The sequence below is a fragment of the Acinetobacter corruptisaponis genome (genome assembly GCF_030053775.1).
Lineage (GTDB): Bacteria > Pseudomonadota > Gammaproteobacteria > Pseudomonadales > Moraxellaceae > Acinetobacter > Acinetobacter corruptisaponis.
The window spans coordinates 3,806,736-3,827,633 of sequence record NZ_CP125669.1; the positions used below are offsets into that span (position 1 = coordinate 3,806,736).

A 20,898-nucleotide genomic window follows, 5' to 3' on the forward strand; every position below is an offset into this window, starting at 1 on the left:
AAACCTATAGTTGTAGCAATCTCTACCCATGTAAGAGCATGAAAATAAAACATGATGATAATCTCTTGAAAATATTAATTTTTCAAAACAAATATTTTGAGCTTCAAGTGAACGATCATCAAAGTGGCGGGGCACGCCCTTGAGGGATAAGGAAGAGTTGCTGGAGTTGAAAGAAAACATGGAAATAGTTTTCAATAAACGCTAGAAAACGTACCTGAATACGGATCAGAATCTGTTTTAGATCAAGGTCAGGTAAGGGTACAACATGGCTATATACCACACAGTACTGACATTGATGTCCTGCATCATGGTGATGGTGGCTTGCTACTGTAATGTCAGATGAGGTAGTGTGTGCTGCTGCATGTCCCATCTCATGCATGTGATGAGACATGCTGTGATGCTGTTCTGGTGCGTTGTGATGGTTGTGACTAGAAGATGTCACAGAATGTTGAAGTTGCAGTGCTTGGGCAATAGTTTCACATACTGGAGAGATTTGATATTTCTCTGGCAGCAAGGGCTGTAAGAACACAGCGATTTGTAACAAGACTGCATAGAAGCCTAGCAATCTTCCAAAAACCATCAACACCCAATTGATCTCTTTCTGGAAATCGGTTGTGCCACACTATAGCAAAAAAATAGCTTTCTTAAAGTCTTAATTATTTATTTTCTAATAAAAAATTGTGGTAATTTGATAATCACAGATTTTTAGTATGATTTGTTTTGAAACTAATTGTCGATTTATAATAAATTATTTAAGAGAAAAATATTAAACCTCTGAGCGCCAATTCTCAGATAATCGATTGAGAATTGGCGCTAGGTAGATTAATGCTTTTTGGTCTGTATCCAGAAACCTAACATCACCATCACGGCAATCAAGCCCGCAAGTGTAGCCAGCAGAATATCCCGAAGTGTCTTATCTATTGGCAACCACGTCCATTTGTGTAAATAGGCAAAGCTAAAACCCTCTAAAGCATCCTGTTGTGTCACTTGAGCGGCAATTATACCACTGCTCGGTTCAATATAGAGTCGTAGTTGATTGGCTAAAGTCGTTTCAATTTTGATAACAGGCAAACGCTTATTAATAAAACCATACTCACCACCAAAGCTTGTGATCCATGTACTTTGACCGAGTTGATTCAATGGTAGATTGAGATAACTTGCAGCAAGTTGTCTGCTTTGTTGCAAGGCATCCAGTATATTCACCGTATGGGCATCTATTAACTTTATTTCAGGTGCTTGGCTTTTACCATGTGTATGGTGGTCATGTTCTTTGACTGCGGTCATACTGCCTTGCATTGGATTTTGTCCGATAGGCTGAAATAACCATCCTGCCTGAGCCTGATGTTGATTGAATGCAATTGGTACAAGACTTAAACGCTGTAAAGGCTGTGATACGACAGCTTGCCATGCTTCCAGACTTAAATCTTCCGTATTAAAAACGGGCTGAATATTTTGAATATCAGGTTTTTTCTGCCATACATGATAAAAACCACTGATGACCCAAAGCAGCATAAACACACTTAAACTGATACTTAAATAACGATGTAAAAAACGCATTGGTTTATGACCTAACCGATGATTTTTGCGATTATGGATTTTAAAAAATAATCCAATCCCCATAAATATCAGCACCAATATACCAATTAAGGCGATTTGCATCAGCAGCGTTTGACCTGTCCAGGCTTGATTACCCCACGTCCATGTATGACCTAAACGGAAAATTCTTGCCATCCACATTTTTTGGTCATTGGACAAGGTCGATAGTCGAGATTGAGAGGTATCAACATAAGCCCTTAGACCATTGCTAAAATCGACACGCCAAATCGGTAATAAACGATTAACACTTGGATAATCATCACTAAACTCGGCAATGAGGGTGGTTGAAACAATCTCTTGCTCTCTTAATCCCGTGTACCAGAGAGCAAGGCGTTTAGCATCTTGCTGTTCTGCACCCTGAATTAACTGACCTGTTTGGCTGTCATAATATTCAGCCATATCTTGATAGGGTTTTAAGACACGATAGGCAACTTGTTGAGATTGCAACTGAATCGCTTGCAAAGCAGAAAAATGTTCAATTTGCTGCTGCTTTAAAAGCTGTGGAACAGCCAAAGCAGACCGCAAATCAAGCTCTTGAGATGGTGGCATACGTTTTACAGGCTGTGGCTGTGTTGCACTCATAATTGGGTGCAACACGCCAGTTAAAGCCCAGAATAAAACTAAAATGCCTAAAACCATCCCAAAATAACGATGCAAACGTATCAGTTTCTTAAGTTGGTTGGCATTCATGGCTTATTTCCCAAAGTGGTAACGTAAGCCTAATAAATAGGTACGAGGTGCAGCAGGGGTATAACTCGCCTGATTGTTGCTGTAAGAGGTGCTTTCAGAATAGTGCTCATCTGTTACATTGAGAACTTGCCCATAAATTTCATAAGCATTTTTACGATAATTGGCACGTAAATTTAAAACAGTATGTCCATTATACTTCTCAGTATTGGCATCATTCATCCAGTAGGAACCCACGTAGACACCCTCAGCAGAGAGCAGCAATTCAGGAATAGGTCTGATCTGGTATTCAAGCGTACCAAAGGTTTTCGGTGCGCTTGGCATGGTATTACCACTGTAATCTAAAACACTGGAGGGCTGGAACTCCTTATATTCGTGTTCTGCCCAGCTACCAGATAACTTTAAACGCTGGTCATAGAGATCACTAATTTTCCATGTTCCCCCAATCTCAATACCTTGATGTAGCGTTTTGCCTGTATTACGTGGTTCACGAGTATTGTCTGGTTTGGTATAGCTCATCACTTCATCCTTACCCTGTAAGCGGTATAAGGTGATTTCACCATCTAAGTGATCATCAAGTAGTTTAAAACGTACACCAGCATCTATGTTATTAAAGGTGGCTTCTTTGAGATTGGGTGTCACTAGATTCGCACCATATAGACTGCTGACCTCTGGCGGAACAAACCCCTGTGACCAATTGCTATATATATCCATTGCAGGGGTGATATTCCAGACAAAACCGAGTTGAGGGCTGGCTTTATGAAAATTTCGTTTTTCATCAGGTGCGCCTGTCACAGTAGATGGCGTTAATTTATTGTCATAATCATAGCTAATCCAGTCATAACGTGCGCCACCGACCAGATTTAATGTTGGTAAAATCTGCCAGTTGGCTTGAGCATAAATTGCCTGGTTATTGACATCAACATTAAAGTCTCGTAATAACTGGCGTTGTTTAAAGCCTGTATAAACTAAGGTATTTGGATCACGGAAGATTTCAATATCATTAGTTTTTGCTTGAGTTGGAGAATGATCAGCCATAAGGCCAACAATCAACTTAACCTGATCTAATGTTGCAGAATGCTGTAGATTTAAACCATAGGATTGAAACGCATTATAGGTGGTTTGACCACTATATGTTCCAGTCGGTTTACCGTTTTTAATATCAGTACGAATGGTATAACTTGGATTTTGTTCTGTGCTGTTGTCACGATAATAGATTGTTGCCTGACTTTGCTGCTCATCACTCCATTGATGACTCATTTGGGAAGAAAGGCGAGTTGCATCTACATCACGATAAGTGAATGTTTGATAGCTATAACCTGCACGTTTATTGAAATCATCTTTATTCAAACTGCCTGTCATATCCGCTTTGAGATGATTATAGCTGACAATATTTTTGATTTGTGTTGCATCAGAAATACGCCAGTCATGTCTCAATGTCACACTTTGCTTATTACTTTCAGCATGATCCTGCCAACTATCTCCACGATCGCTGGCATAGCCTGAAATTCTTAAACCATGTTCACCAAAATTTGTATTAAAGGTATTGGAAGCCCCCAAGTCCACACGACGATAGCCCTCACTGCTTGCACTGATTCCTAAATCAGCGGTTGGTGTTAAACTTGGGGCTTTGGTTAGAAAGTTAATTGTTCCACCAATGGCATTACTGCCATATAAGCTACTGGCTGGACCACGTAGGATTTCAATACTCTCAATCCCTGCCAAATTTACCTCATAAAGTGCGTTGTGGTTAAACACACCAACAGGGCGCACTGAAACGCCATCTTCTAAATATTGATAAACCGCAGCAGTGGTGATCGGTTGGCGAATCGACATCATGTGTTGTTCGTTGCCCAAATCATTCATTAAGACACCTGGTGTTTGATTGACAAGCTGACCAATAAAGGTCGCATGTTTTTCTTCAATGTCAGTGTTACTAATTTTACTGATTGCAGCAGGCGTATTATTGATGGATTCACCCTCACGACTTGCAGTGACTACAATGGTGGAGAGTGTTTTAGTTTCATTATTTGCTGTGTTTTCGGCAAATGCCAAAGAACTATAGCTAATAGACAAGCACGCAGCCGTTAATACTGACAAACGAAATTGAGTATTCATTTTTAAACTCTATAAAAAAGCAATAAACGAGGTTATACACAGTGACGATGCACCGAGTACGATGTAAAAAATTGCAATTTATAGAGCGAGTGGTGGAGCTTGTTTTATGGGAAGAATATAGAAGATTCGAGGGATGTGCAGATCTTCTGTCCATGTATAACACAGGCATCGTACACGACTAAACCAAGCCACTAAAAATACTAAAATAAATGCAATCAATGGAATGATTGCAGCAGCATCTAAACCATGTGTACATAAAGGACAGTGCTTCATGATTTGGCTTGCAAGTGCAAAAACCTCCTGAGCATATTCACTGAGTTGAGAATGCTGAGTATGTTGCAAATGCTGCTGGTGGGACATCTTGTGCATTTAATGATGATGTGTATGTTCCTGAGTCAGCATCATCGTATTTTGAATTTCTGTGACTTGGCAATGAGATGGCATTGCATAAAGTGCGGGCATGATGCCTGTGTGTACCATCGTTGGTAAGAAGATATGCCAGAGTAAACACAGCAAAGTGATCGCACCAAGCACGGTACGCCACTTTAGCAAGTGTTGACGAAAACTGGACTTCATATCAGCGATACGTCGTAGTAGAAATGTGGCAGCAGTATAATTAAAAAAAGATTACAATTCAAAAACAATCTTTTTGCAATTAAATGTTGTATTGGTCAAATAAGATCAAACTCTTTGATAGAGAATTTGAAGTTTTTCTGCTCGGGGCTATTCAATTCAATGCAGCCAACTGATTGCTCTCAAAATGCATGTAATTTGAGCTACATAAGTATTAATTATAATTCGACGTAACTTGTATCTCCTTGTGGTAATCTTCTCAGTCTATAAAGTAAGTTTAATTCTACGATTAGCATGGTTTTAGCCAATCATTTTTAAATGGCACACATCCGATAAATAACTTATTACTCACGTTATGATATTTGTTTAGATGTGACTTATGTCCTAAGCAGTTATCTATGCAAACTTGTGTAATGTTAAGTCTTGGTTTACATATTATTCGACAAATATGCACTGTACAGTTTGCAGCAAATGTTCGTTTGGTTTTGCTCATCTTGAAACTTGCGACTCGGAGAGTTTATCTCTAGATCATTACAGTAATAGAAGTGGCACTTCAAATGTTAATTATAAAAATAAAAGAATTTTTTCCATTTTAAAGAGCAAAAATTTATACGAAATTTACGCCCATAAATTTTCAGATTATTAAAATATATTTCTAGGAAAGCGTTCTATACATAGGAAAATTCATGGGTTTCTTTAGGTCTGCTGCTGAAAGTAATCGTTTGCAGAACACATTGCTTAATCAGAAAGGTCTCTTGGATGGTCTTCATACAGAGAGATTGGTTGATCAGTATGCTGATGTATCGCCAGAAGTACAAAAAGTGATTGTTCAGATTTTCAAGGAGCGAGGTTATTCCAAACGTGAAATAGAACAATTATTGAAGCAGTGATTTTATGCAAAATTTACGTCTGCCGTTTTTTTCAATATAGATAATTTACGCTGTCAATTTCCATACTCATGCTGATCTATTTTTAAATGGCATTTGCAATGTGGGAATTTATTTTCGTATTTTTATTTTCCTTAGTGTTGGCATATCCACTTGGTGGATACCTTGCAAAAGTAATGCAGGCAACACCAATGAAATCAGACATCCTGCTTAACTGGATAGAGAAACCGCTTTATGCAGTGATGGGTGTTAAAAATGCTGGTATGAATTGGCGACAGTATATGCTCGCTTTTTTAATCAGCAATATTGCTTTGCTTGTGATCAGTGTGGTGATTTTAATGACACAGGCTTGGCTACCACTCAATCCCGACCATATCCCCAACATGAAATGGGATTTGGCTTTACATACCGCCATTTCATTTTTAACCAATACCAACCAACAGCATTATTCTGGTCAAGCCCAGTTGTCTTATTTTGCCCAGATGACTGTGATTACAGGTATGCAGTTTATTTCGCCCCTGATTGGTCTCGCCCTTGTGGTGGCAATGTTAAGAGCATTGTTCTTACAGGAAAAGTTAACCAATGGCATTAAACGCAACTGGAATGAGGTTAATTTAGGCAACTATTGGCAGGACATCATTCGTCCGTTATTCCGTTTTATGATTCCATTGGCAATGGTTTGGTCACTATTGCTGACCAGTCAGGGTGTGCCATCCACTTTATCCAGTGGACCAAGCGTACAAACCGTAGAACAACATGCAGAATTTAGCTCGCAACAGATTCCACTTGGTCCAGTTGCGCCAATGATTGCCATCAAGCAACTGGGCAGTAATGGTGGTGGTTGGTATGGTCCAAATAGTACTGTGCCTTTAGAAAATCCAACACCACTTTCCAATGTTCTTGAAATGATTGCCATTTTACTGATTCCAATGGCTGTGATTTTTATGATTGGAACATTGGTCAATCGTAAAAAACTGATGTGGATGATATTCGGTACGATGATGCTGATGTCATTGATTTCCACATCACTGGCATTTTGGACAGAAAAATCTTCATTAAGTGTTAATCCTGCCTTGATGGAGGGTAAGGAATTGCGTTTTGGTGCAGAGGCATCGGCATTGTGGGGGACTTTAACCACACAGGTAAATAACGGTTCAGTCAATATGATGCACGACTCAGCCTCGCCACTCACAGGTTTGGTTGAGCTATGTAATATGTTGATTAATGCCATCTGGGGTGGGATTGGCTGTGGTTTAGCTCAATTCTTTATCTACTTATTTATTGCAGTCTTTATTGCTGGTCTGATGACAGGACGAACGCCTGAAGTCTTTGGACGCAAAATTGAAGTCACCGAAATCAAATTATTGGCGATTGTGATTGTATTACAGCCTGTGATGTTACTGACTCTAACTGCAATTACATTGGCAATTCCCAGTTTAACAGGCAATTCAAATCCATCCTTTCATGCAATTAGCCAAGTCTTTTATGAATATGTGTCTGCCTTTGCCAATAATGGCTCAGGTTTTGAGGGGCTGGCGGATAACACTGTTTGGTGGAATTTAAGCACAAGCATTGCCTTGCTTGCAGGTCGTTACAGCACCCTGATTATTCCTGTAATGATTGCAGTTAGTTTAGCCAGCAAAGTACAAGGTTCTGAAAATAAAGGTTCTTTACAGATTGAATCACCGACATTTGCCTTAACTTTGGTGGGTATCGTACTGATTCTGACCTTGTTGCAATTTATGCCTGTGTTGGTTCTTGGACCAATTGCTGATTATGTATCAGTACAGTTTTAACAGTGGAGCAGTCAAATGAAAACATTAAATGCAAGTAAGATGGACATTGTTAATCAGGAAATTGTTCAACAGACTTTTTATAAACTGCTACCACAACATGCGTTTAAAAATCCTGTCATGGCCTGTGTCTGGGTGGGTACAGTCTTAACCTTTGTGGCAACCTTAATGGGACAAGCCAGTTTGGGATTAGGACTGACATTAAGCCTGATTTTGTTGATTACCGTGTTATTTGCCAATTATGCCGAAGCGGTGGCAGAAGCCAAAGGTAGAGGGCAAGCCTCATCCTTACGTCAGGCAAGAGAGAATCTGTTTGCCAGTCGGCTTGCGGATTTAAATGCCCAAGCGGTGCGTATTTCAGCCAATGAACTTAAAAAAGGTGATTTCGTCATCGTCAATGCAGGAGAACTGATTCCTGCGGATGGTGAGATTATTCAGGGTTTTGCCACCATCAATGAATCGGCAGTGACAGGTGAATCTGCTCCTGTGTTACGTGAAGCCAATACTGATCGCTCAGGTGTGATTGGGGGAACAAAAGTCTTATCAGACAGCATCATTATAGAAGTCAGTAATGAAGCAGGTCATAGCTTTTTAGACCGTATGATTGCGTTGGTTGAGGGTGCGAACCGTCAAAAAACACCAAATGAAATCGCTTTGGGAATTTTACTCAATGTGATGACAGTGACTTTTATTGTCGTGGTGATGACGCTGCCATTCATTGGGGGAATTGTCGGTGTCAAAATCAGTATCGTGTTACTGATTGCTTTATTGGTGTGCCTGATTCCAACCACGATTGGCGGTCTATTGCCTGCGATTGGGATTGCAGGAATGAACCGTGCATTAAAAGCCAATGTCCTGGCAAAATCAGGTAAAGCCGTTGAAGTTGCAGGCGATATAGATGTGTTGCTACTGGATAAAACAGGCACAATTACCTATGGTGACCGTCAGGCAACGGCATTTTATCCGTTGGCAGGTGTGACCCCAAGCGAATTACGCCAAGCTGCCATGCTCACTTCTTTTGCTGATCCAACCCCCGAAGGTAAATCGGTGGTGAGTCTAGGCAAGGAACTTGGGGAAAGTATCAGTGAGCCAAAAGATGCAGAATTTATCCAGTTTAGTGCAGCCACACGTTTATCTGGTGTCGATTTGGCAACAGGACAAACGATTCGTAAAGGGGCAGTGGATGCTATCCTTAAATTCACCCAGCAGGATATTCAGGACAATATTGAACTGAAAACCCGAGTGGAACAGGTTGCATCTAAAGGAGCGACACCTTTGGTGGTGGCATCCAATCACAATATTCTCGGTGTGATTGAACTTTCAGATGTGATTAAACAAGGCATTAAAGAACGTTTTGCTTTATTGCGGCAAATGGGTATTAAAACCATTATGGTCACGGGGGATAATCCTTTGACGGCTGCTGCAATTGCTGCTGAAGCAGGCGTGGATGATTATATTGCGGAAGCAAGACCAGAAGATAAACTCGCCTGTATTCGCAATGAGCAGGCAATGGGACGACTGGTGGCAATGGTTGGCGATGGAACCAATGATGCTCCTGCATTGGCTCAGGCAGATATTGGCTTGGCAATGAATTCTGGCACACAGGCGGCTAAAGAAGCAGGCAATATGGTGGACTTGGATTCTGACCCGACCAAACTGCTGGATGTGGTTGAAATTGGCAAACAGCAATTGATTACACGAGGTGCATTAACCACCTTTTCACTGGCAAATGATGTCTCAAAATATTTTGTGATTTTACCTGCCTTATTCGCAGTCGCCATTCCTCAACTCAATATATTAAACATTCTACATCTGGATAATCCAAGCAGTGCCATTGTTTCAGCCTTAATCTTTAATGCCTTGATTATTCCGATGTTAATTCCATTGGCATTACGTGGTGTTCAGTTTAAGCCTGCCAGTGCATTACAACTGCTGAGACGCAATATGCTGGTTTATGGTGTCGGTGGCGTGGTGTTTCCATTCATTGTCATCAAGTTGATTGATGTCTTGATATCCCGTTTTTTCTAAAATAAGAGGTAAATGCCATGAATATGCAACAACAACTCGCAGCCATATCCAATGAAAAACAGCCTGTTTTACGTCAAAGCATCGGGTTGGTGACCGTTGGATTTATACTGTGTGGTGTTTTATATTGTGCAGTGAATGTGTCGATTGCTCAAATCATTTTTCCAGCGCAAGCCAATGGTAGCTTGATTGAACATCAAGGCAAAATGATGGGTTCAGCTTTGGTGGCTCAACCATTTACAGGTCAGCAATATTTCCATCCTAGACCCAGTGCGGTGGATTACAATCCACCAAGTGTAGGTGGTAGTAACTTGGCAGTGAGCAATCCCGATTTACAACAACAAATCGCTGAACGTCGGGCAAAGTTCGCTCATGAAAATGCGATCAATCCACAGGATGTATCCAATGAAATGCTGACGGCTTCTGGCAGTGGAATTGACCCCGACATTTCCCCACAAAGTGCATTATTACAGCTAAAACGGGTAGCACAACACCGTCAGCTTACTGAACAGCAGGTCGAGAATGTAATCAAACAACATATTCAACCCAAACAATTTGGCTTGTTTGGACAAGAGCGAGTCAATGTACTGCAATTGAATCTGGCTTTAGACCAATTACAACGTCCGCTTTAATGCTGAACATGAGAGAACCCGATTGATGACCATCGACCGTAATAGTAAAGCTGATGCGTGGCTGGCTCATAGTCAGCGAGAACAGTCAGGGCGTTTAACCCTGTTTTTAGGTGCAGCACCTGGTGTAGGTAAAACCTATGCCATGTTAAGCCGAGCGCATGAATTGGTCAGGCAAGGTCATCATGTCGTGGTTGGCATTGTGGAAACGCATGGGCGTATCGAAACAGAGCAACTGGTTGACGGTTTACAGGTACTGCCCCGTAAACACATCCAGTATCAAAACCGCACACTTGAGGAAATGGATTTAGACCAGATTCTTGCCATTAAACCTAAAATTGTACTGGTTGATGAACTTGCTCATCGTAATGTGCCCAACAGTCGGCATGAATATCGCTGGCAGGATGTAAACGAAATTTTGGATGCAGGAATTGATGTCTATAGCACCCTGAACATTCAACATCTGGAAAGTCTAAATGATGTGGTGTACCAGATTACAGGGGTTCGGGTCAGTGAAACCGTCCCTGACCTGATTTTTAAACGTCTAAAAGATGTACGTCTGGTTGATTTACCAGTACCTGAATTACTGGAACGGATGAAACAGGGCAAAATCTATATGCCTGAACAAACCGTTCATGCACTGGATGGATTTTTTAAACCTGTCAATTTGATTGCTTTGCGTGACCTTGCCATTCAAACCGTTGCAGGACAAGTCGATTTAAATTATCGGGAAAAGTTTACCGCACAGGGACAGGTCATTCCTGTACAAAACCATTTAATGCTGGTGATTGATGGTTCGGAATTTTCAGAGGATTTGGTACGTCGAGCCAATCGTATTGCAGAACGGCGTAACGCATTGTGGAGCGTGATTTCGGTTCAAAAAAGTCGCCAAAAACAGCAACGCATTTTAATGGTGAATAAAGCCTTTCAACTTGCCCGTAAACTGGGTGCAGAAACTTATCTATTCTACAATGACCATGTGGCAGAAAGCATTATTCAGGCGGCTTATGATTATGGTGCATCCAATATCCTGATTTGCTATCAGCCCAAAAAAACAAGGTGGAAAAATTTATTCAATCAATCCATTACTGATAAATTGCTGGCAGAACCTCATCCCTTTGAAATTACACTGGTACAACCCTCAAGCCTAAAAAATAAGGGCATGGCATCGCCATCCCATCAAAATAAACGTGAGTTTAATTCCCAGATACGGCAATGGCTAGAAAGTAGCATCATTGTCTGTTTAGGATTGATCATTGCCACAGTAAGCGACCAGTTCATTGGCTATAATGATTTGGCACTTATTTTTATTATTACTGTGATGTTGGTTGCGATTAGAACACAAATGCTGATGACATTTATCAGTGTATTGGTGTGTTTTGCTCTGTATAACTACTTTTTTATTAGCCCACGTTTTAGTTTTGAAATTAATGCAAAAAATGGTGTGATTACCATTGTGATATTTTTGGTATCTGCATTATTGGTTGGGCGTTTGGCAAGCCTGTTAAAAGCTCAGGTGGTCAGTCTAAAATCTGCAAACTCCGTATCGATTCAACTTCTGGAACTGGAACGTAAATTATCGCCCTGTGTTGATTTATCCCAAGTGGTACATGTGGCAAAACAACATTTGGAAACGGTACTTAATGCACAAGTCTGGTTGAAGATAGGGGAAAAATATACAACATTAAATGTTGCATTGAATGAAAAAGAGCAGATTGCGGCAGACTGGACACAGAAAAATTTACAGCCTTGTGGACGTTTTACCAATACCTTAACTCAGTCAGACTGGTGGTTTAATCCGTTAATTTTAGAAAAGCAGCATGGCGTGATTGGCATCAAATTTCCAGCCAGCCAAAACATGATTTCATTTGAACAACAACGTTTAATTGAATTGATGATTGAAGATATTGCCCAGACGGCTTCCCGTATCCAATTGGCAACGGAACTGGAAGATGCCAGAGTTGTTGGAGAAACTGAAAAATTACGCTCTGCCTTATTGTCATCAGTTTCACATGATTTACGTTCGCCTTTAGCTGCCATTATTGGTTCGGCAGATAGCTTAAAATACTATGCTGAACATATGTCTAAACATGACCAGAATGAATTATTGGACACCATTCATATTGAAAGTGAACGCCTTGATCGCTATATCCAGAACTTATTGGATATGACCCGATTAGGGCATCAGGGACTCACTTTGGCACGAGACTGGATTGATGTAGATACCTTGATTCAATCGGCAACAGAGCGTTTGATTCGCTATCAACCCCATATCAAAATTCAAAAAAATATTGCTCCGAACTTGCCACAACTTTATGTTCATCCTGCATTGGTTGAACAGGCAATTTTTAATGTGCTAGAAAATGCCGCTAAATTTTCACCTGACAATACGCCTGTGCAGATCACGGCTGTTCAGGATGGAAACTATATCCAGATTGATATTATTGATGAGGGCATCGGGATTCCAGAACAGGAACGAGAGCAGATTTTTAATATGTTCTATACCATGCAGCGTGGTGATCGGGGCAAAACAGGCACAGGTTTGGGGCTATCAATTGTGAAAGCAATTATTGGAGCACATATGGGGGAGATACAGGCCTTACCTGCATTTCAAAATTACGGTACTTTAATTAGAATAGGTTTACCACTGAATTTATCGGAATAGTTCATGTTGCATCATGCTGTACAAGGTTCGATTCTGATTATTGATGATGAACCCCAGATTCGTAAATTTCTGGATATTGCCTTACGCACACAGGGTTATCAGATTCTGGTTGCTGAAAATGGTCTCAAAGGACTGGAAGTTCTGGCAACACAAGGGGCAGATTTGGTGATTTTGGATTTAGGTTTACCTGATATGGATGGCAAAGAGGTGTTGCTTGAATTGCGACAATGGTCGGATGCACCTGTCATTGTATTATCTGCCCGACCTGATGAGCAGCAGAAAGTGATGCTACTTGATGCAGGGGCAAATGATTATGTCACCAAACCTTTTAGTATTCAGGAGTTGGCTGCACGGATTCGGGTCTTGTTTCGGGATAAGCCTGTTAAGGTTGAACAGCATATTATTTTTGATGATGGTTATTTATACATTGATGTGGCTGAACATGTTGTCAAATTAAATGGTATAGAGCTATCTTTAAGCAAAAAAGAATTTCAGCTTCTGGCTTTATTGATACGTTATCAAGGGAAAATCATCACACAAAAACAGCTTATTGTAGAGCTGTGGGGCAATACCCACGTTGAAGATACCCATTACTTGCGGATTTTAGTCAAAAAATTAAGAGATAAAATTGGTGATGTTGCAACTGAACCTAAATATATTCAAACGATTACAGGTGTTGGGTTAAGATTTACTTGTTCTATTCATTTTAATCATTAAAAGATTACATCATTTTTTTAATGTAATCTTATCTGAAGATATAGTTTAAAAACTATTCGATAAAGCTCAAATAAAAATATTTTTCCCTCTATTCTCAACCAACTACCCTTATTTCATCGCCTTGATTAAAATTTGTAATATAATAAATGTCTATATTTTATTCTTTCTGTATTGAAGATATTAATTTCACAGTTTATTCACATCAGTATCTATTAACTTAAAATATTATAAAAGTTAAAGGTGGTATGTATGCAACTTATTAAACGAACAATGATTTTTTCAGGTTTGATTGCTTCTTTAGGTTTTTTATGCTCTTTTGCAACGCATGCAGAAATCCAAACTCCTAAAGTAGTGGATAAGATTGAGGTCGATAAGTATGTCGGCAAGTGGTATGAAATAGCACACTTTCCGATGTATTTTCAGCGAAAATGTGTGAGTGATACTACAGCCAATTATTCGATCAACTCTGATAAAACTATTGCTGTAATTAATAGTTGTCGTACAAAAAAAGGAGAAACCATTAGTTCTGAAGGTGTCGGTTATCCCCAAAATGAAGGCAGTAGTAAGTTAAAGGTTAGCTTCTTACCTTCTGGATTACGATGGATTCCGTTCACCAAAGGAGATTATTGGATTCTAAGAATTGATTCTAACTACCGTGTTGCATTGGTAGGGGGGCCATCTCATAAGTACCTATGGATCTTATCAAGAGATTCGAATCTGGATGCAGCAACGTACCAATCGTATGTGCAAACTGCCCGCGATTATGGATATGATGTTTCTAAGCTGGTTCGCACTCCACAGATATAGGATTGTATGTCTATCTCACAAATATTAATCATTCGAGCGATTACCAAAAACTATTCAGGTGAAAGCTTTAGCGTAGTTGAGAACATCTTAAGAATAGTGTGCATTAATCAAATATAAATTTATGTTTTTTAATGATTTCGTATTAAAATTGGGGTGGTCAGTAAAGCTTCACATAAAATTCATATCGAATTTTCTAAAATGATAATTATAAAAATGAGGTAGTCAGGAAGAATCAATGTTTAAATTTTTTCTGGGATGGATAGATAGTTGGTCAAATAGAAATTCGCTTGGATCAAATCCAGTTGATGACCCTAAAAGCATTAAAGATACTCAAGTCCAATGGTTGAGAATTGTTCCATTTATTTTACTGCACATTGCTTGTTTAGCTGTGTTCTGGGTAGGCATTTCATGGTTTGCAATTATTTTTATGATCATATTTTATGTGATCAGAATGTTTGCAATTACCGCCTTTTTCCATCGTTATTTATCTCATAAAACATTTCAAACTTCACGGCCAGTACAATTTATTTTTCTGCTTATAGGAACAATGAGTGCACAACGTGGCCCGCTCTGGTGGGCTGCACATCATCGGTATCACCATCATTTTACTGATACAGAACAAGACCCTCATTCATCTACCCATGGTTTTTGGTACAGCCATATTGGGTGGTTTTTGAATGAACAGAACTTCTCGACGCGCAAACATATCATCAAAGATTGGTTAAAGTTTCCTGAGATTATCTGGTTAGATCGATTTAGTTTACTCATTGTTTTAATGACCGCTTTTGCTGTCTATGTGTTGGGCGAGTGGCTCGCTGCTACTCATCCGAATTTAGGTACTTCGGGGCTGCAACTATTAGTGTGGGGCTTTGTTGTTTCAACCGTGCTATTGATTCATGCAACTTTATGTATTAACTCACTGGCTCATTTATACGGAAGCAGAGATTTCGATACTACGGATAATAGTCGTAATAATCTTCTTCTTTCAATTATAACGTTAGGTGAGGGATGGCATAACAATCATCATTATTATGCAGGTAGTACGCGTCAAGGGTTTTTCTGGTGGCAAATTGATATCACCTATTATGTTTTAAAAGCAATGTCTTGGCTGGGTTTAATCTGGGGAATAAAACCTGTGCCACAGCGTATTTATGCTGCTTATAACAGCCAAAAACAAAATCTTAAAATGAACCTAACCAAAACTCAAACCAAGGAGTCTTCATGAAAATTGCAATTGTTGGCTCTGGTATCTCTGGAATGTATGCTGCTTGGAAACTCTCAAAAATGCATCATGTGACCATTTTTGAAAAGCAGGACTATTTTGGTGGGCATACCGATACCCATGAACTTAGTATTGATCAGAAAAATGTAAGTGTAGACAGTGGTTTTATTGTCTTCAATGCGTATAACTATCCACTTTTTAGTGCAATGCTTGCTGAGCTTGGAGTCAAAGCACAGAACAGCGACATGAGTTTTTCCGTCAATAATCTGGTGACAGGGTTACAATACAATCCTTCAAAAAAATGGTCATTATTGGTTAGACCACAAAACTTTTTAAATAAAAACTTTCGGGGGATGCTGTCGGATTTACTTCGCTTTTATAAAGAAAATAAAGATGTTTCTGTTGAGGAAAGTCATCCTGAATTAACCATTGACGAGTATTTAAATCATCATGGATATTCTCAGGCGTTTAGAGATGAACACCTATATCCAATGTGCGGGGCGCTTTGGTCAAGCCCTATCGATCAAGTAGGCAATATTCCCTACAAGTTCGTGGTAAGTTTTTTTCAGCATCACCGTATGCTGCAATTAAAAGATCGACCGCAGTGGCAAACTGTTAAAGGTGGCTCAATATCCTACATCTATGCAATTCAACATCATTGCCCAACGATTATCTGGAAAAAAAATCAAGTAAAGCAAGTGATCAGAAGCAAAGATCATATTTCCATTGTGACAGCACATGGGCAAGAGCAATTTGATTGGGTCATTTTTGCAAGTCATGCTGACGACACTTTAAAATTATTAGATGAGCCTTCAAACATAGAGCGTGAAGTCTTAGGCAGTTTTGATTACCAAGATAATCGTATGGTAGTACACCATGATACATCTATTATGCCGAAATCTAGATCACAGTGGGCAAGCTGGCATGTTCATGTGACTCCGCAAGCTCAAAATGAACAATCTACCTTGACCGACAATGTTCACTTTGGTTTTACCTACTGGATGAATAGTTTGCAAAATTTGAACTGTAAAACACAGGTTTTTTCTACACTTAATCCCAATACACCGATTGCCAAAGATAAGATTTATATTGAAAGGCATTATCGGCATCCCGTATTTAATAAAACTGCACTTGAGGCCCAATCCCGTTGGCATGAATTAGATGGCAAAAACCGTAGTTCATTTTGTGGTGCGTATTGGGGTTGGGGATTTCATGAAGATGGGGCAAGAAGTGCTGAACGTGTTGTAGAACATTTAATGACTATAGCTGATGAATAGGGGGCTGAGTATGTTAGAAACTCCACTTGCTATCGCGAAAGCTAAAATCAGACATCGCCGATTTACCCCTAAGGCACATGAATTTAAAGCAACATTAAGCTATTTATATTTTGATCCTGATCAGATAACAACCAAACTCAGTGATTCATGGTTATGTTCAACAGCACACTGGAATCTTCTAAAGATAGATGAAAATGATTTTTTGCAAGGTTATACAGGGAATTTAAGGCAAAGGATAAAAAACATCTTATTGCAGCAAGTAGATGCGGTCTTGCCCATACAATCAGAAATTCGTGTATTGGCTTTACCACGAATGCTTGGTTTCAGTTTTAATTCGGTTGTGTTTTATTTTATTTTTAATAGTCAAAAACAGCTTCTTTTTATCTTAACTGAGATCACCAATACGCCTTGGAAAGAACGCAAAGTATATGTGCATGATTGTCGTGATAAGTTAAAACACCATTCTGAGTATCATGGTGCAGAGTTCGAATTTCAAAAAAGTTTTCATGTTTCTCCATTTATGCCGATGAATATTCAGTACAAATGGCACTTTAACTTTTCTGATGCTCAAAATGTCATTCATATGCAGCTTTATCAAACACAAAAATTAATTTTTGATGCAACGATGCTGTTCGAATTAGAAAATATCACAGTTCCTTCACAGCTCAATCGTTATGCTGTTCATTATGCTTTTGAACCTTTCAAAATGCTCGCTTCGATTTATTTACAAGCATTTTATTTATGGCGAAAGAAAGTTCCATTTTATCGGCACCCTAAAAAAGATAAGGATTTAAAACAAGATGATCAAAACGCTTATTTTCGGTGAAAACGATTCACTGCCATTTGTTTTACGCAGCTTGCTTAAACTTCGTCATGGTCAAATTCATTTCCGTGGTGAATGGAATGGCACGGTAGGTGAAATTTCTGATTTAGAAGCAACGGTGGATGTGCATAATAAAGCCCTCATTGATCTAATTTTTAAAAATGGCGTGCTTGGGGCGGCTGAGGGTTATATTCAGGGATATTGGAGCAGTGAAAACTTAGTTGAACTGATCCAAATTTTAGCGAGAAACCGTCATGTTCTCGATAAAATTAATCAAAATATGCTTTCGCAAGCAAGCCAACTGATTTTAAAAGCGTGGTACAAAACACGTAAAAATTCATTATCAGGCAGCCGTAAAAATATTGCAGAGCACTATGATCTCAGCAATGATTTTTTTAAGCTCTTTCTAGACTCTTCCATGATGTACTCCAGTGCAATCTATAAGCAAACGCACATGACATTAGAGCAAGCATCTGATTATAAAAAAGAATTGATCTGCCAAAAATTGCAATTGAAACCGATGGATCATCTCGTTGAAATCGGAAGCGGTTGGGGCGGTTTTGCGATCTATGCAGCCCAGCATTACGGCTGTAAAGTGACCACAATTACGATTTCACAGGCTCAGTACGATGAAGCAAATAAACGTATTGCAGCAGCAGGTTTAAGTCATCGTGTGAATGTTGAACTCAAGGATTATCGTTTATTGGAAGGCAAGTTCGACAAATTGGTTTCCATCGAAATGATCGAAGCTGTGGGTGAGCAATATTTATCAACTTACTTTAATAAATGTAGATCCCTGCTTAAGCCATATGGTTTGGGATTGATCCAAGCCATTACCATTGAAGATGCACGTTATAAAAAAGCATTAAGTACAGTGGATTATATTAAACGCTATATTTTCCCAGGTAGTTTTATTCCATGTATTAGTGTGCTGACCCAAGCTGCATCTGAACAGAAACTGCGTTTAAAACATCTTGAAGATATTGGCCTTAGTTATGCTGAAACGATTCATCAATGGCGTGAACGTTTTTTAAATGCCAAACCACAGGTATTGGCACTGGGGTTTGATGAAAACTTCATTCGAATGTGGGATTTCTACCTTTGTTACTGCGAAGGTGGCTTTAAAGAAGGTGTAATTAGCAATGTACAACTCTTATTCGAAGCAAGCCCTTATTAATAATCAACTTATGTGATGCATCAAGGAGGCAAGTATGTTGTGGCAATTGTTTGTACTTGATACTGTCGTGATGATAATTTGTTGGCTATGGGCGACATACAACTTTCGTGCAGGCATTGTTGATGTGGCATGGAGTTTTTGCATTTTCCTAAATATTGTCATTACTGCTTGGTGTGTAGATGTCGCTCCAGAGAACGTCAGATGGTTTATAGGCATTCTGAGTTCTGTTTGGTTTTTACGATTGAGTGTGCATTTATTTCGCCGTTATATGGCAGAGCACGAAGAAGATCGCCGATATGCCAATATGCGGTTAGCGATGGGAAAATATCAACACCTTGGCTTTTTTGCCTTTTTTATGTTTCAAGCGGGTTTAGCAATTTTATTCAGTATTCCAATGTGGAGTTTACTGAATGTGCCAATTACAGTTTGGAATAACCAAAGCAATGATTTTATTATTATTGCAGGCGTGATTATGGTGATTGCATTTATGGGTGAAGTAATTGCAGATCAGCAATTATACCGTTTCAAGCAAAATCCACAGAATCATGGAAAGACGATGGATCAGGGGCTATGGAAATATTCGCGTCATCCAAACTACTTTTTTGAATGGATACATTGGTTTGCTTATCCAGTAATTGGGTTGGCGGCAGGGTTATATAGCCTCTGGATTTATCCTGTTTTGATGTGGTTCTTTTTGTATTACATCACGGGGATTCCATTTAGTGAACAGCAGGCATTAAAAAATCGAGGTCAAAATTATCTCGATTATCAAAAACGAACTTCTATGTTTATTCCATGGAAACCCAAAAATAGGTGAGCGTATGGACTTTATTATTCAGCAATCATTGAAACTCGTTGAGAGTGGCCTAGTGCCTGATCAAGCGATTCGTGCAGCAATTCGTACATTAAGCAAAAAGCGTTTGATTCAAGAGGGTCGCTATGATCCAGAACAGGGTGCTCAACGCTATATGGATGTGTTGAATATGTTGAAGCAGAGTGAAATTGCGATTGAAACAGACAAAGCCAATGAACAACATTATGAGTTGCCGACCGCTTTTTTTCAGGCAGTTTTAGGCAAAAGATTAAAATACAGTGCCTGTTTTTTTGCAGATGATACAACCCAATTAGATGAAGCAGAAGAGTTCGCACTGCAAGTTTACAGTGAACGAGCACAATTGCATGATGGTCAAAATATTTTGGAACTCGGCTGTGGTTGGGGTTCATTTACCTTATGGATGGCGGAGCATTATCCGAACGCTAAAATTACTGCAGTATCCAATTCCGTAACGCAACGTCAACATATTTTAGCTGAAGCGGAAAAACGTGGTCTACAAAATATTAAAATCATCACCTGTGATGTCAACATACTCGAATTAAAAGAAAATTCGTTTGATCGTATTGTGTCTGTAGAAATGTTTGAGCACGTTAGAAATTATCAAAAATTATTTCAGAAAATTCAATTATGGCTCAAACCCAAAGGATTGTTATGGTGTCATATTTTTTGCCATCGCTTCTTACATTATCCATTCGAAATAAAAAGTGAATATGATTGGATGTCACGCTACTTCTTTACAGGGGGATTAATGCCAGCAACGTCTACGTTTTTGCATTTCCAAAAAGATTTAGAGTTATCACAGCATTGGCAATGGTCAGGTACGCACTACGAAAAAACAGCAAATGCCTGGCTCGAAAACATGGATCGTAACGCTGGACAATTAAAACCACTATTCGAGCAGGTATATGCACAGAATGCTGATGCTTGGTGGCAACGTTGGCGTATCTTTTTTATGGCTTGCGCGGAATTGTTTGGATTTGAACAAGGACAAGAATGGGTCATCGGTCACTTCCTGTTCAAAAAGAAAACCGTATAATTAAAATCAGAATCTACCAGTAGATATGCTT

General features: G+C 39.3%; 16 protein-coding genes and 1 pseudogene. 13 read left to right on the forward strand and 4 right to left on the reverse strand.

The annotated features are described in order from the left end of the window. Positions 1 to 118 precede the first annotated feature (118 nt). From QLH32_RS18165 to QLH32_RS18180, 4 genes and pseudogenes are all read right to left on the reverse strand, one after another. Positions 119 to 580 carry a DUF2946 domain-containing protein gene (locus QLH32_RS18165; protein ID WP_283269377.1) on the reverse strand — a complete coding sequence of 154 codons (462 nt, stop codon included), beginning with the start codon at positions 578 to 580 and terminating at the stop codon, positions 119 to 121. 242 nt (positions 581 to 822) lie between these two features. Then, positions 823 to 2,286: a PepSY domain-containing protein gene (locus tag QLH32_RS18170; protein WP_283267439.1), complete on the reverse strand. Its 1,464-nt coding sequence runs from the start codon at positions 2,284 to 2,286 to the stop codon at positions 823 to 825. A gap of 3 nt (positions 2,287 to 2,289) precedes the next feature. Next, on the reverse strand, positions 2,290 to 4,401 hold the full coding sequence (locus QLH32_RS18175) for a TonB-dependent receptor (RefSeq protein ID WP_283267440.1): 2,112 nt from the start codon (positions 4,399 to 4,401) through the stop codon (positions 2,290 to 2,292). Between the two features lie 78 nt (positions 4,402 to 4,479). Further along, positions 4,480 to 4,977, reverse strand: a pseudogene (locus QLH32_RS18180) (hypothetical protein). A gap of 683 nt (positions 4,978 to 5,660) precedes the next feature. Between QLH32_RS18180 and QLH32_RS18185 the strand changes: the two are divergent. From QLH32_RS18185 to QLH32_RS18245, 13 genes are all read left to right on the forward strand, one after another. After that, positions 5,661 to 5,864: a hypothetical protein gene (locus QLH32_RS18185; protein WP_283267441.1), complete on the forward strand. Its 204-nt coding sequence runs from the start codon at positions 5,661 to 5,663 to the stop codon at positions 5,862 to 5,864. A gap of 98 nt (positions 5,865 to 5,962) precedes the next feature. Next, entirely contained in the window at positions 5,963 to 7,657 is a 1,695-nt protein-coding gene (gene kdpA, locus QLH32_RS18190; RefSeq protein WP_283267442.1) for a potassium-transporting ATPase subunit KdpA, read from the forward strand. A 15-nt stretch (positions 7,658 to 7,672) separates the two neighbouring features. Then, positions 7,673 to 9,682 (forward strand): potassium-transporting ATPase subunit KdpB, encoded by a 2,010-nt coding sequence (gene kdpB, locus QLH32_RS18195; RefSeq protein WP_283267443.1) that lies wholly within the window; start codon positions 7,673 to 7,675, stop codon positions 9,680 to 9,682. A 17-nt stretch (positions 9,683 to 9,699) separates the two neighbouring features. Next, positions 9,700 to 10,311: a potassium-transporting ATPase subunit KdpC gene (gene kdpC / locus QLH32_RS18200; protein ID WP_283267444.1), complete on the forward strand. Its 612-nt coding sequence runs from the start codon at positions 9,700 to 9,702 to the stop codon at positions 10,309 to 10,311. Positions 10,312 to 10,336: 25 nt separating this feature from the next. Continuing rightward, entirely contained in the window at positions 10,337 to 12,973 is a 2,637-nt protein-coding gene (locus QLH32_RS18205; protein ID WP_283267446.1) for a sensor histidine kinase, read from the forward strand. A gap of 3 nt (positions 12,974 to 12,976) precedes the next feature. Further along, positions 12,977 to 13,690: a response regulator gene (locus QLH32_RS18210; RefSeq protein ID WP_283267447.1), complete on the forward strand. Its 714-nt coding sequence runs from the start codon at positions 12,977 to 12,979 to the stop codon at positions 13,688 to 13,690. Positions 13,691 to 13,939: 249 nt separating this feature from the next. Beyond that, positions 13,940 to 14,497 (forward strand): lipocalin family protein, encoded by a 558-nt coding sequence (locus tag QLH32_RS18215; protein WP_283267448.1) that lies wholly within the window; start codon positions 13,940 to 13,942, stop codon positions 14,495 to 14,497. Between the two features lie 235 nt (positions 14,498 to 14,732). Beyond that, positions 14,733 to 15,722 carry an acyl-CoA desaturase gene (locus QLH32_RS18220; protein WP_283267449.1) on the forward strand — a complete coding sequence of 330 codons (990 nt, stop codon included), beginning with the start codon at positions 14,733 to 14,735 and terminating at the stop codon, positions 15,720 to 15,722. Further along, positions 15,719 to 16,996, forward strand: a complete 1,278-nt coding sequence (locus QLH32_RS18225) for an NAD(P)/FAD-dependent oxidoreductase (protein ID WP_283267450.1) — start codon at positions 15,719 to 15,721, stop codon at positions 16,994 to 16,996. Before QLH32_RS18220 ends, QLH32_RS18225 begins: the two co-directional genes overlap by 4 nt. Positions 16,997 to 17,006: 10 nt before the next feature. After that, on the forward strand, positions 17,007 to 17,822 hold the full coding sequence (locus QLH32_RS18230) for a DUF1365 domain-containing protein (protein ID WP_283267451.1): 816 nt from the start codon (positions 17,007 to 17,009) through the stop codon (positions 17,820 to 17,822). Next, a complete protein-coding gene (locus QLH32_RS18235) occupies positions 17,797 to 18,996 on the forward strand; it encodes an SAM-dependent methyltransferase (RefSeq protein WP_283267453.1) in 1,200 nt (399 codons plus the stop codon). The genes QLH32_RS18230 and QLH32_RS18235 overlap by 26 nt, the downstream gene beginning before the upstream one ends. A gap of 34 nt (positions 18,997 to 19,030) precedes the next feature. Further along, complete coding sequence (locus tag QLH32_RS18240; RefSeq protein WP_283267454.1) at positions 19,031 to 19,813, forward strand: DUF1295 domain-containing protein; 783 nt, start codon at positions 19,031 to 19,033, stop codon at positions 19,811 to 19,813. Positions 19,814 to 19,817: 4 nt separating this feature from the next. Then, positions 19,818 to 20,867, forward strand: a complete 1,050-nt coding sequence (locus tag QLH32_RS18245) for an SAM-dependent methyltransferase (RefSeq protein WP_279961111.1) — start codon at positions 19,818 to 19,820, stop codon at positions 20,865 to 20,867. Positions 20,868 to 20,898 lie beyond the last annotated feature (31 nt).

Coding starts and splice junctions, on each gene's coding strand:
- QLH32_RS18235 (WP_283267453.1), top strand. CDS start 17,797: ATGATCAAAACGCTTATTTTCGGTGAAAACGATTCACTGCCATTTGTT.
- QLH32_RS18225 (WP_283267450.1), top strand. CDS start 15,719: ATGAAAATTGCAATTGTTGGCTCTGGTATCTCTGGAATGTATGCTGCT.
- QLH32_RS18220 (WP_283267449.1), top strand. CDS start 14,733: ATGTTTAAATTTTTTCTGGGATGGATAGATAGTTGGTCAAATAGAAAT.
- QLH32_RS18165 (WP_283269377.1), bottom strand. CDS start 580: ATGGTTTTTGGAAGATTGCTAGGCTTCTATGCAGTCTTGTTACAAATC.
- kdpB (WP_283267443.1), top strand. CDS start 7,673: ATGAAAACATTAAATGCAAGTAAGATGGACATTGTTAATCAGGAAATT.
- QLH32_RS18215 (WP_283267448.1), top strand. CDS start 13,940: ATGCAACTTATTAAACGAACAATGATTTTTTCAGGTTTGATTGCTTCT.
- QLH32_RS18230 (WP_283267451.1), top strand. CDS start 17,007: ATGTTAGAAACTCCACTTGCTATCGCGAAAGCTAAAATCAGACATCGC.
- kdpA (WP_283267442.1), top strand. CDS start 5,963: ATGTGGGAATTTATTTTCGTATTTTTATTTTCCTTAGTGTTGGCATAT.
- QLH32_RS18170 (WP_283267439.1), bottom strand. CDS start 2,286: ATGAATGCCAACCAACTTAAGAAACTGATACGTTTGCATCGTTATTTT.
- QLH32_RS18245 (WP_279961111.1), top strand. CDS start 19,818: ATGGACTTTATTATTCAGCAATCATTGAAACTCGTTGAGAGTGGCCTA.
- QLH32_RS18240 (WP_283267454.1), top strand. CDS start 19,031: ATGTTGTGGCAATTGTTTGTACTTGATACTGTCGTGATGATAATTTGT.
- QLH32_RS18205 (WP_283267446.1), top strand. CDS start 10,337: ATGACCATCGACCGTAATAGTAAAGCTGATGCGTGGCTGGCTCATAGT.
- QLH32_RS18210 (WP_283267447.1), top strand. CDS start 12,977: ATGTTGCATCATGCTGTACAAGGTTCGATTCTGATTATTGATGATGAA.
- kdpC (WP_283267444.1), top strand. CDS start 9,700: ATGAATATGCAACAACAACTCGCAGCCATATCCAATGAAAAACAGCCT.
- QLH32_RS18175 (WP_283267440.1), bottom strand. CDS start 4,401: ATGAATACTCAATTTCGTTTGTCAGTATTAACGGCTGCGTGCTTGTCT.
- QLH32_RS18185 (WP_283267441.1), top strand. CDS start 5,661: ATGGGTTTCTTTAGGTCTGCTGCTGAAAGTAATCGTTTGCAGAACACA.